This is a genomic window from Azospira sp. MPR-LB4, assembly GCF_058809525.1.
Genome location: NZ_CM179521.1, coordinates 1,616,525 through 1,629,481, shown reverse-complemented (window position 1 = coordinate 1,629,481; position 12,957 = coordinate 1,616,525). Strand labels below are relative to the sequence as shown.

Annotated in this window: 8 protein-coding genes; 7 read left to right on the top strand and 1 reads right to left on the bottom strand. The window is 50.1% G+C overall.

Features of this window, described 5'->3' with window-relative positions; genetic code table 11:
- Positions 1-59 precede the first annotated feature (59 nt).
- Entirely contained in the window at positions 60-2,096 is a 2,037-nt protein-coding gene (locus tag AC3QLZ_RS07445; RefSeq protein ID WP_014235276.1) for a PAS domain-containing protein, read from the top strand.
- A 109-nt stretch (positions 2,097-2,205) separates the two neighbouring features.
- Here the strand turns inward: AC3QLZ_RS07445 and AC3QLZ_RS07440 are convergent, their stop codons facing one another.
- Positions 2,206-4,077 carry a sensor histidine kinase gene (locus AC3QLZ_RS07440; protein WP_043797587.1) on the bottom strand — a complete coding sequence of 624 codons (1,872 nt, stop codon included), beginning with the start codon at positions 4,075-4,077 and terminating at the stop codon, positions 2,206-2,208.
- 140 nt (positions 4,078-4,217) lie between these two features.
- Between AC3QLZ_RS07440 and AC3QLZ_RS07435 the strand changes: the two genes are divergently transcribed.
- From AC3QLZ_RS07435 to AC3QLZ_RS07410, 6 genes are all read left to right on the top strand, one after another.
- Positions 4,218-5,624: a sigma-54-dependent transcriptional regulator gene (locus AC3QLZ_RS07435; protein ID WP_014235274.1), complete on the top strand. Its 1,407-nt coding sequence runs from the start codon at positions 4,218-4,220 to the stop codon at positions 5,622-5,624.
- Positions 5,625-6,646: 1,022 nt separating this feature from the next.
- Positions 6,647-9,430, top strand: a complete 2,784-nt coding sequence (locus AC3QLZ_RS07430) for a molybdopterin-dependent oxidoreductase (protein WP_014235273.1) — start codon at positions 6,647-6,649, stop codon at positions 9,428-9,430.
- A gap of 35 nt (positions 9,431-9,465) precedes the next feature.
- On the top strand, positions 9,466-10,467 hold the full coding sequence (locus tag AC3QLZ_RS07425; RefSeq protein WP_014235272.1) for a 4Fe-4S dicluster domain-containing protein: 1,002 nt from the start codon (positions 9,466-9,468) through the stop codon (positions 10,465-10,467).
- A gap of 66 nt (positions 10,468-10,533) precedes the next feature.
- Positions 10,534-11,244, top strand: coding sequence for a cytochrome c family protein (locus AC3QLZ_RS07420; protein WP_014235271.1), 711 nt, complete (start codon positions 10,534-10,536; stop codon positions 11,242-11,244).
- 62 nt (positions 11,245-11,306) lie between these two features.
- Positions 11,307-11,981 (top strand): molecular chaperone TorD family protein, encoded by a 675-nt coding sequence (locus AC3QLZ_RS07415; RefSeq protein ID WP_014235270.1) that lies wholly within the window; start codon positions 11,307-11,309, stop codon positions 11,979-11,981.
- Between the two features lie 83 nt (positions 11,982-12,064).
- Entirely contained in the window at positions 12,065-12,913 is an 849-nt protein-coding gene (locus AC3QLZ_RS07410; protein ID WP_014235269.1) for a chlorite dismutase family protein, read from the top strand.
- Positions 12,914-12,957 lie beyond the last annotated feature (44 nt).

The window sequence follows — 12,957 nt, the reverse complement described above, 5'->3', positions numbered from 1 at the left end:
AACTTGTGAACTCCCATTACAAACTCCCGCTCGGCTCTGATTGAACACAGAAATAGAATATGAAAATTAATCGGACCGCTCTGCAAACTGCCGGACTGTATGCCTTGATTGGTATCAGTTGGACTATTTTTTCAGATCAAATCCTTCTCGCATTAACTCCAGATCTGCTTGTTTTCTCGTGGATAGGCACTTGGAAAGGTGTTGCTTTTATCTTTGCCTCTGCGTGCATCATTTATCTGATTTCAAAGCCACGAGTGCGAATTGAAAATCGAGCGTCATGGAATGGAATCAGTGAGCCGGGAGCAGGTTCGCTGGTTCTTGTTTTTGCGGTTTTGGCTGGAGTGATTTTGCTCGCTGGTTTTGTGCTGGTGGCTCAAATGACAGCCAAACAACGAGATCGCGAAATTGAAAGTTTGCAAGCTATCGCCGATCTCAAGGTCAGTCAGATTTCGGCTTGGCTTGCAGAACGTGACGCAGATGCCAGAATGATTTTTAACGACGATTCTCTGGTCAATTTGTATCTTGAGTGGCGACAGTCGGAGTCAACGCTAGCCCGACGCCGCCTTGAGGAGCGACTCCAAACCTATAAGAAATCTAAAGACTATATTGAGGTCGTTTTGCTTAGTATAGATGGTGATCAATTCTCGACTAATCCCAGTTCAAGAAATTTGACCAAGCTCCCTGCTGTGCAAGGAGCAGTGAAAAAAGCCCACACAACGGGCCAGCTTATTAATACGGATCTCTATCGAGACGAAGAAGGAAAACTGGGTCGAGTGCATCTGGATTTCGTGGTGCCGTTACGCTCGGGGAGCATGAAACACGAACTGACAGCTGTGATACGTACCGACCCCAATCGGTTTTTATTTCCATTTATCCAGTCCTGGCCTATACCAAGTGCGACTGCTGAAACGCTGTTATTTCGCCGTGAGGGTAACAACGTTTTGTTTTTGAATGAGTTGCGGCACCGTTCTGATACATCTGTACGCTTGCGTGTTCCGGTGGATGAAAAAAACTTGCTGGCATCTCAAGTTCTTCGTGGAGATGCACTTCCCGATCAAGCAGTTGAGGGTGTGGATTACCGAGACATTGCTGTGTTAGGGGTTTTGAAAGCTATTCCCGGAACCCCATGGTTTCTCGTTGCGAAACTTGATAAAGGCGAACTCTATTCCGGGGCCAAGCGAGATGCCGGCTGGATTGCCTTGGCCGACATCCTTGCTTTGATCGTAGCCGCAGTAGCCACTATTTTTATACGTCAGCGTGACGAACTTCGACACGCAGCAATCCAGCGCCAGGATCAGGTGGAAAAACTTCAAGCACTGCAGTTGTTGGAAGCGATTGCCGAAGGCTCAAATGACGCGATATTTGCAAAGGATTCCAATGGGCGCTATCTCTTACTTAATCGTGAGCTTTGCCGTTTTCTGGGTAAGAGTCGCCAAGAATTATTGGGGCGAGATGATTGCGAAGTATTCCCCGCCGAAGATGCTCAGAGGATCAGAAGCGATGATCAAAAAGCAATGCGAAGCGGCCTCATCGAGTGTGCAGAAGAATCATTGCCGACAACAGGAGGTCGGCGTACTTTTCTTACAACCCGAGGTCCAGTGCGCGACCAGGATGGAAAGGTGATCGGTGTTTTTGGCATAGCGCGCGACGTCACAGAACGAAATTTCCAAGAGCGAGAAATTAGAGCAGGAGAGTCTCGTTTTCGGGCGATCTTCGATGGAGTGAACGATGGAATTGTTCTCCACGACATCGCCAATGGAGTGATTCTGGAGGGCAATGTTAGGGTTGCCGAAATGTTCGGCTATGGTCGCCAAGAAATTAGACAACTCACAATTGCCGATTTAAGTTCAGACACGACTCCATTTACGCGAGACGTGCTTTCCAAATGGCTTGAACGTGCAAATCAAGGTGAGTCACCCATTTTCGAATGGATGGCTAGGCACAAGGACGGACATCTCTTTAACGTTCAGATTAGTATGCGAATGGCTGAGGTATCAGGTAGATCATGCGTGATAGTGCTGATACGCAAACTGCGCGATCGGGACGAAATTAACCAAATTGACCTGCTCCCAGAGATTAGTCCGGCGGTGATATAGGTCTGCCTTGATTAACCGCAGACTCCAAGTCCATTCCGGGACTAAATTGCGGAGCAGATCAAAATATAATTGGGTCATTCAATACCCCATTCCGCACAAGGTGTTGCATTTAGCTAAGTTCGCCACTTTGTGGTGAGTCATCCGTCCCTTCTTGGGTTAGAGGGAGAACGACAACAACGGTCGTTCCGTGGCCTCGTTCCGAATCCAGATAGACCCGCCCTCGGTGTTGAGCGACGATACGCTGCACTATTGCCAGTCCCAACCCGGTTCCTCTGGCATTAGTAGTGAAGAAAGGATCAAATACCTTGTCAGCAATTTGGGGGGAAATACCAGGACCATCATCTTCAAAACGAATTTCTACGGACGGTTGTGATTCATGTAGGAGGCAGCGAGTCCGAATTGTTATCAGCCCCCACTCAGGTACGGCATAAATAGCGTTTCCGAGTACATTTTGAAACAACTGTAATAATTTATTTCGGTCAGCCATGATCGTGGGCAGCTTTTCCTCCCCTTCCATGCGGACTTCCACGGATTTTCCAGTTATTTCCGGCAAAAGTGATACCGACGCCGCCCTGAGCGTATCTCCCAGATCTACCCAGTCAAATTCTGCAGTACCTGGGCGCGCATAAGTCAGCATGTCATTCAGAATTGTCTCCATGTAACGAACCTGACGGAGGGCGATCTCGCAATTCTCTATTTGCATATCTCCTTCCTTTCGATGGTGTTCGTCGAGTATCTGAAGATTCATTTTGACCGATGACAGCGCGTTACGTAGATCATGAGCGATCATCGAGGCCATCTGTCCCATTGCGCTTTGCTCGGAGTTTTTTCCGGCTAGGCGCAATTTTTCGGCCATCCGCGTCATAGCCCGACTGAGAGTTCCGATTTCATCATTGTTGTTCGCCGGGATCACAATATTTTGGTCACCTGAGGCAATGCGGTTAGCCGCCTTGATTAAAACATCAATGGGCCTTAGGAGTCGGCTTGTTGACACAGACAGTGTCAACAGCATCAGGAGTCCAATGCTTGCAACTGCAATAGCAAGTTGCCTTTGAAGGGCAGCAGCTTTGATCTCCAATTCAACTAGGGATATCACCCCTCCTACCACCAATACATTCTCAATTTCATTCCCTTCACCAACATTCAAAGTCGCACGACGAATACCCAACATCGTTGCAATTGCGGGAAACTCCATAATTAATTGAGGTTTAGCCCCAGACAAAACTTGATCCCAGGTCTGAGCCAACTGGAAATCGCGGATTGCGTTGGCAGCCTTTTGAGTATGGCTACCTGACGTCTCCGGACGGGACTGGTAAAGGTATTGACCATCACTATCAGCAATCCAGTAAGCAATGCCATCATGCGCTTTACCTAATGTTCTAAACACTTGATCGATAGCAACAACCACAGCGATTGCACCGATTACATTGCGGTCCTTGCCGCGAACTGGGATGCTGACGAAAAACACCCTTTCTCCACTTGTTTCATCGCTCAGGTTTCTGGTTTGCTCGTTGAAATTTCTGAGGCCCTGCTTTTCTGCCAACAATGACTCAAAATTCCAATTAGCAGTTGGCTGATCCACCATGGTGTGAACTACGTTATCGTTCCGCAAACTGACCAATACGCGATGAGATCCAGTGCCAGAGTCCAATAACATCTTCACCTGTCGATAGGCGTGCCTTTCCCGCATCATGATATCGAGTTGGTCCGCAACTTTTTGAAAGCCATCAACACTAGGCTCGGTGTTCTCCTCCATCATGTATCGCGCCCCTCCATCGGCGAGCATGGATAGATCGCTCTTAACCATGTCGATGGTGCTCTGGAGTATGCTTGCCTCCCGCTCCACGCTATCAAGTACGCGCTTACCCTCTAATCCGTGAAGTGCATCAGTTGCTGCGCTCCAGGTTAGAACAATAGTGATAACCACAGAGAGTCCGGTGACTAGTAGCGTGATCAATAGAAGTTTTTTTGCAATACTCATGGCAAGGAAGGCCGTATCAGAAAATTGAGATTGATCAATCTAGCTCACGGAAAGTTAGTTCTACCCATCCAGCGGTTCGAGCAACGGTGCATCCTGAGAGGCGTTCGCTTAGGGATTCCGAGGATGTTCTTGAGCAAAAAATGGCGGGAGATCGTGAATTGATACACATACTTATTGTTGATGATGACGTGGCGATATGCCAGACACTGAAATCTCATTTTCAAAAAAGCGCATTTCAAGTATCGCTGGTGAATACTGCGGAAGAAGGGATTAATGTCGCACTATCCAGCAATATTGATGCCATCATTTCTGACATTCGCCTGCCTGCAAAAGGAGGCCTTGATCTTTTGCGAGAGGTCAAAGCAGAAAAGCCCGAACTACCGATCATCATGATTACAGCGTTCCACGATATGGAGATGACCGTGGCGGCGATGCAATGCGGGGCTATGGACTATGTTCCAAAGCCCATCGACCTTCCTGAATTAGACGCAGCGGTTAGTCGAGCGCTCTTTGCTTCGAGTCGATCGGAACATGTGACTGGTGACCCGCTGATCATTGGAGCGACAGATGTAACCCCAACACAAATTGTGGGTCAATCATTTGCGATGAAGGAGGTTTTCAAGACTATCGCTCTTGTGGCGCAGAGCAGGGTGACGGCTTTAATTCTCGGCGAGTCCGGGACAGGAAAAGAGTTGGTTGCCAGAGCAATACACAATGCAAGTGCCGAAAAAGATATGCCTTTTATTGCAGTAAACTGCGCAGCATTGGTTGACTCCCTCCTTGAGAGTGAACTGTTCGGCCATGAGCGAGGTGCTTTCACTGGCGCCGTCAATGCACATAAGGGAAAAGTTGAGCAAGTAGGAGAGGGGACTTTGTTCCTGGATGAGGTCGCCGAATTGAGCCCCCTTATTCAAGGCAAGCTACTGCGTATCTTGGAAGCACGGGAATATAGTCCGGTAGGCAGCGCACAAGTTAAAAAAAGCAAAGCCAGATTCATAGCGGCAACAAACGTAGACTTGCAAGCAAGAGTAGCCTCAGGTGAGTTTCGCGAAGATCTTTTTTACCGCCTCAACGTTGCTTCCATCAATCTCCCACCGTTGCGAGAGCGACAAGGAGACATACCAAGATTGATCGATTTCCTTCTTCGGAAGATCAATCGTGATCTACGAAAAAACATACGTAGGGTGTCTGGTGAAGCCATGGCTTGCCTCAACGCCTTCGCATGGCCGGGTAATGTTCGGCAACTTGAAAATGTGCTCATGAAAGCAGCGGTAATGGAACGCGGCGACACTCTCACCATTGACCGCCTTCCGCCGGAAATAAGGTGCTCACGAATGCCCATATCAGCATCGGGGATTGATGCTTCCATCCCAAAAAACCTTCTTTCTCTTAGGGAAATGGAAAAAAATCATATCGTGCACGTACTGGAAAAAACCGGTTGGCATAAAGGTCAAGCCTGTGAAATTCTCGACATTTCTCGACCTAAGCTTGAACGACGTATCAATGAATTTAATCTCAGCCCTCCTGATCGTACAAGTGGCAATTGAGTGAGTTGCATCTTCTGAAGATTTTCTGGTGTGTGAAAATCTTTAGGCTCGTCATGGTTCATGCCGAAAGAATCCGGATTATTGAAACCGATTTCATGACATGCACGTGGAGAGGCAACAGGACATCCGTAGATTTTGAGTTTGAGGTGGTCGGTACCAAGCCCCTTTGCCCGTTGCCACCTCAGGGCGATAGAGACGTCGCAGCCCTCTCGCCTAGCCGTCGTGATTGGATGGTCGGCGTGGGCGCAAGTGCCTGAGCGGTACGACTGCGAAGGCTTCACGAATTTCGCCAAGCCGATGATTTTGGCGGCCGTTACCAGACCCAGTCATAAGGGTGGGCGACCGTGTCAGCGGAAGAACATGTTGAACCCGCAGGAGCAGCAACTGCTCATTGAAGGGGGAGAGTGCCAGGAGCGACTGGTTCTGGATTAGTAACTGGTATATCTCGGTTTGGTCTGGGCGCCTGTGCGTACTGCTATTGGCGGAAGCCAGCCACAGATTCCTCCTCGAAGGTCTGCTGACCGGTAAGATCGTAGAGATTTTTGCTTCCTAGAACTGCGCTCTCCGAGAATCGCGGATCACCATGCTGAAGACCTTCATGGCCTGTAAGCGGTCGAGTCTGATGGCGGCTATTGCAAGCATCTCGATGGAATAGACATCAGTTGGATGCTAGCTATCTAAATGTGCCGCCCTCAAATGACGAAGAGCACTTTTCCAAACTGTACTTAGCCAATAAAGAATTGAACGAAACGTTAAATCTCATTTCGTTCAATTTAACGAAATGAATGCCGTTGGTTTTTGGAACTTGATGCCCACTCAGAGGTTTTGTTGACTTAGGTCAATAAACCACAATTTAAGTGGGGATTTCGACCTGATTTTCAGGCTGCCAACCATTGGCATGCTCATTGCTGTTATCCCTTCTAAGTTGCTTACGACCGAATACCGAGTCTCAGGGGCTCTGAACAACGCGCAAGCGAAGTACGGTTTCGGTGTTCGGTCAAACAGTAGATAAGGAGATGACAATGGTTCAAATGACTCGTAGAGGCTTCCTGCTAGCCTCTGGTGCTACGCTTTTGGGAAGTTCTCTAAGTTTAAGAACCTTAGCTGCGGCTACAGATATTAGTGGAGCTTTCGAATATTCGGGATGGGAAAACTTCCATCGCACCCAATGGTCCTGGGATAAGAAAACGCGCGGCGCTCACCTCGTCAACTGCACTGGCGCCTGTCCGCATTTTGTCTATAGCAAGGACGGCGTGGTCATGCGCGAGGAGCAGTCAAAGGATATAGCTCCCATGCCCAATATTCCCGAGTACAACCCGCGCGGATGCAACAAGGGTGAGTGTGGTCACGACTATATGTATGGACCGCATCGTATCAAATACCCTTTGATCCGCGTCGGCGAACGCGGAGAAGGAAAGTGGCGGCGTGCGACCTGGGAGGAAGCGCTCGACATGATTGCCGATAAGTGCGTCGATACCATCAAGAACCATGCACCGGATTGCATCAGTGTTTATTCGCCGGTGCCCGCAGTCTCGCCTGTGTCGTTCTCGGCAGGGCATAGATTCGCACACTACATCGGCGCTCATGCTCATACCTTTTACGATTGGTATGGCGATCACCCTACCGGCCAGACCCAGACCTGCGGGGTCCAAGGCGATACCTGCGAAACTGCCGACTGGTTCAATTCCAAATACATCATTCTCTGGGGGTCGAATCCTACACAGACGCGAATTCCGGACGCCCACTTCCTTTCTGAGGCGCAGCTAAACGGCGCCAAAATCGTCAGCATTTCACCGGATTACAACTCGTCGACAATTAAGGTCGACAAATGGATTCATCCGCAACCGGGAACTGATGGCGCTCTGGCGATGGCGATGGCGCACGTCATCATCAAGGAAAAACTTTATGACGCGCACAGCCTGAAAGAGCAGACCGATCTTTCCTATCTGGTGCGTAGTGACACCAAACGCTTCCTGCGTGAGGCAGATGTCGTAGCAGGGGGCTCAAAGGATAAGTTCTATTTCTGGAACGCGAAAACTGGCAAGCCGGTTATCCCGAAGGGTTCCTGGGGCGATCAACCGGAAAAGAAAGGTTCACCGGTTGGTTTCTTGGGGCGAAACACCTTTGCCTTTCCCAAAGGCTACATCGATTTAGGTGATCTTGATCCTGCGCTCGAAGGCAAGTTCAATATGCAGTTGCTGGACGGCAAGACTGTTGAAGTCCGGCCTGTTTTCGAGATTCTCAAGTCGCGCCTCATGGCTGACAACACGCCAGAAAAAGCTGCAAAAATCACAGGTGTGACAGCAAAAGCGATCACCGAACTGGCGCGTGAATTTGCCACAGCCAAACCCTCAATGATTATCTGTGGCGGTGGGACGCAACATTGGTATTACAGCGACGTGCTGTTGCGTGCCATGCATCTTCTGACCGCACTGACGGGTACCGAGGGCACGAACGGCGGAGGCATGAATCACTACATCGGCCAGTGGAAACCAGCCTTCGTGGCGGGGCTTGTGGCACTAGCTTTCCCTGAGGGGGTGAACAAGCAACGCTTCTGCCAGACCACCATCTGGACCTACATCCACGCCGAAGTCAACGACGAGATTATTAGCTCCGACATCGACACGGAAAAATACCTGCGCGACTCGATTACTACTGGCCAGATGCCCAATATGCCTGAGCAAGGCCGTGATCCAAAGGTCTTCTTTGTCTATCGAGGCAATTGGCTGAATCAGGCCAAAGGCCAGAAATACGTGCTGGAAAATCTCTGGCCGAAGCTGGAGTTGATTGTCGACATCAACATTCGCATGGATTCAACCGCGCTGTATTCAGACGTCGTGCTTCCGTCGGCCCATTGGTACGAGAAGCTGGACCTAAACGTAACTTCGGAACATTCCTACATCAACATGACCGAACCGGCCATCAAGCCGATGTGGGAATCGAAAACTGATTGGCAGATTTTCCTGGCTTTGGCCAAGCGAGTGGAGATGGCGGCCAAACGCAAGAAATACGAGAAGTTCAATGACGAGAAGTTCAAGTGGGTGCGCGATCTTTCCAATCTTTGGAACCAAATGACTATGGATGGAAAACTGGCCGAGGACGAAGCAGCAGCCCAGTACATCCTGGACAATGCGCCGCAATCTAAGGGCATTACGATACAGATGCTGCGTGAAAAACCACAGCGTTTCAAGTCGAACTGGACGTCACCTCTGAAAGAGGGCGTGCCTTACACGCCGTTTCAGTATTTCGTGGTCGACAAGAAGCCTTGGCCCACCTTGACCGGACGCCAGCAGTTCTACCTAGACCACGACACGTTCTTCGACATGGGCGTCGAGTTGCCAACCTACAAGGCACCGATAGATGCCGACAAGTACCCGTTCCGCTTCAATTCACCGCATAGCCGTCACTCGGTTCACTCGACGTTCAAAGACAATGTCTTGATGCTCCGATTGCAACGTGGCGGCCCCTCAATTGAAATGTCTCCTCTAGATGCAAAGCCGCTCGGTATAAAGGATAACGACTGGGTTGAGGCTTGGAATAATCACGGCAAGGTCATTTGCCGGGTCAAGATTCGCAATGGCGAGCAGCGTGGGCGGGTTTCCATGTGGCATTGCCCTGAACTGTATATGGACCTCCTCACAGGAGGGTCTCAGAGTGTCTGTCCTGTGCGCATTAACCCGACCAACCTCGTCGGCAATTATGGACATCTCTTTTTCCGACCCAACTATTACGGCCCCGCCGGATCTCAGCGGGACGTGCGTGTCAATGTAAAACGCTACATCGGCGCCACGCCCATCAGTTTCTAGTCAGATCCGCTGATCAACAGAACAGGATATTAATCATGGCTAATGTGATGAAAGCGCCCAGGCGCCAACTGACCTACGTAACCGATTTGAACAAATGCATCGGCTGCCAGACCTGCACCGTGGCGTGCAAGAAATTGTGGACGACGGGACCAGGTCAGGACTTCATGTACTGGCGAAATGTCGAAACCGCGCCGGGCTTGGGTTACCCCAGGAACTGGCAGACCAAGGGCGGTGGCTACAAGAACGGTGAGCTGCAAAAAGGAAAAATCCCACCGATGATCGACTACGGTATCCCGTTTGAATTCGACTATGCCGGTCGGTTGTTCGAGGGCAAGCCAGGACGGGTGCGACCCAGCCCTACGCCACGCTCTGCGCCCAATTGGGACGAGGATCAGGGCGCCGGGGAATACCCTAACAACTCGTTTTTCTACCTGCCGCGCATGTGCAACCACTGCACCAAACCGGCGTGCCTGGAGGCCTGCCCGAATGAGGCAATCTATAAACGAGAGCAGGACGGCATCGTCGTAATCCACCAGGACAAATGCAAGGGCGCGCAGGCTTGTGTCCAGTCTTGCCCCTACGCCAAGCCCTATTTCAATCCGCTGACCAATAAGGCCAACAAGTGTATCGGCTGCTTCCCGCGGATTGAACAAGGCGTGGCGCCGGCCTGCGTTGCTCAATGTGTGGGTCGTGCCATGCACGTCGGCTTTGTCGACGATGTCAACAGTTCTGTGTACAAGCTCATCAAGCAATACAAGGTAGCTTTGCCTCTGCATCCTGAGTTTGGCACCGAACCTAACGTCTTCTATGTGCCGCCTGTACTTGGGCCGCGCATTGAGATGGCGAATGGCGAACCGTCTACAGATCCTAAGATTCCATTGGCTCAACTGGAGGGGCTGTTTGGCAAACAGGTGCGTGACGTGTTGGCGATCCTTCAATCCGAGCGCGAGAAAAAAATGAAGGGGCTGGCTTCGGATTTGATGGATGTGCTGATCGGTCGTCGCAGCACCGACATGATGATTTCTCCTTTGACCTAATGTTGCAATGGAGCGGCCGCACGGGCCGCTTTTTCCTACCAGTCGATTCTTTCGAGATTGCCCGCCATGATAAAAACTCTTGCTCTCGCCACCTTGCTTTTTTCGGGTTTTCTTCCCGGAGTGACGGTGGCGCAACAAGCGGAATACCTTGGTTTTCGCGCATGCACTAAATGTCACGACTCCCAGGGTGATACGTGGCGCGCTTCGGCACATGCGAAAGCCTTCGATTCGCTGAAGCCGAACGCAAAATCCGAGGCGAAAACCAAAGCCAAACTTGATCCCAAAAAAGATTACACGCAGGACAAAAACTGCGTCGGCTGCCACGTAACAGGTTACGGCGAACCAGGTGGATTTGTCCTGGGGGCTTCTCCGGAGGATATGAAAACCGTGCTCGGGGTCACTTGCGAATCCTGCCATGGTGCAGGAGGAAAGTTTCGAAATCTACATGGTGAGGCTAGTGACAGATTGAAGAATCGGGGAGAAACCAGCGCGCGGAAGCCACTGGTAGATGCCGGCCAGAACTTCGATATGGAAAAAGCATGTGCGCGTTGCCATCTAAATTACGAAGGCTCATCGAAGTATGAAGCAAAGGCTCCATTTACACCATTCTCCCCGGCCGTCGATAGCAAGTACCAGTTCGATTATCTCAAGTCGGTAACTGCAACTGGGAAAAGCAATCCTGTACATACCCACTTCAAACTGCGTGGCGTATTCAAGGGCGATCCAGTGCCGGCTGTTCGCGCAACGCTTCAGGAAGATGCGCCTGAGCCCGAATAACGCTGAAAGTAACACCAGGGCGTTTTAACAACCTAGATCCTGTTTAGGAAATGAGGAATCAAATGAATAGCCTTGTCGACAAAGCTGTTGTTGCGAGAATCGACCGTTCATTAGAACGTAGCCGTGTATATGGCCTGCTTGCTATTGGATTAGGATTTCCTGATCTCGAAAGCCATGCCGGTTTTTCGGACGGTCGGCTAATTATTGAGATGCAACAGGCGCTAGAGGTCTGTATGCCCGATCTGGCTGATTATTTCAGCGAGCAGATTTCTCCTCGCCTTAAGTTGACGTGCTCTTTCGAGGATTTCGAAGCTTTGTTTCTTACTGCCTTCGAGATAAACACGCCGGTACCCAGCGCAGCCTTGTATGAGGGTGTACATGTTCAGCAGAGTAACCGTCCGGCGTTAATCCTCGAACTAAAAGGCTTTTATCGGAATTTCGGACTAATTATGGATGCCCGAGGAAATGAACTCGAAGACACGCTTACCGCTGAGCTTGAGTTTATGCATTTTCTTACGGCAAAACAGGCACAGGCAGAATTGGAAGGCCTGCCACCAAATGCATACCAACGGGCTCAGCGAGATTTTCTGGAGCGTCACTTGGTGGTTTGGCTACCTCTTGTGCGCGCAGAGGTAAACGCAAAGGTGACAACCCAGTTTTTTGTTGCTTTGACAGATCTGGCTGAAAAATTTGCAGAGGCTGATCTGCAAGAAATTCTGCGGGAAATTGATTCTTAGAGCCGACTCGCGAAGGAGTTTGTGTATGAAAACTCCAACACTTTTTTAGATTTCATTTATTCATTTCACACAAGGAGATATCCATGACAAACATATCAATTCGCAGTTTCAAATTGAGTCTCATTGCCACTACTATCGGAGCGGCCATAGCGATGGCTTCCTCACCTGTTGTAGCTCAGCAGGCAATGCAACCCATGCAACCTATGAAAATTGAGCGAGGAACTATCCTGACCCAGCCGGGGGTCTTCGGCGTTTTCACAATGTTCAAATTACGCCCGGATTGGAACAAGGTGCCAGCAATGGAACGTAAGGGTGCCGCAGAAGAAGTTAAGAAACTAATTGAGAAGCACAAGGATAACGTTCTGGTTGATCTCTACCTGACACGTGGCCTGGAAACCAATTCTGACTTTTTCTTCCGCATCAACGCCTACGACTTGGCAAAAGCCCAGACCTTCATGCGCGAATTCCGCTCGACTACTATCGGCAAGAATGCCGATGTTTTCGAGACCCTTGTCGGTGTTACAAAGCCCTTGAACTACATCAGCAAAGACAAGTCTCCTGGGCTGAATGCGGGGCTTAGTTCGGCTACCTATAGTGGGCCGGCTCCACGATATGTGATCGTAATTCCCGTCAAGAAAAACGCGGAATGGTGGAACATGTCGCCGGAAGAGCGTTTGAAGGAGATGGAAGTTCACACGACACCTACCTTAGCCTATCTCGTGAACGTCAAGCGCAAGTTGTACCACTCAACTGGCTTAGATGACACCGATTTTATTACCTACTTTGAGACTGATGATCTGACCGCATTCAACAATCTGATGCTCTCTCTGGCACAGGTTAAAGAGAATAAATTCCACGTTCGCTGGGGCAGTCCGACTACGCTCGGCACCATTCACTCTCCGGAAGATGTGATCAAGGCGCTAGCCGATTAACCGAATGGCTGTCCCTCTCAAGCTCAAGCGTGCCAGGAACAGCC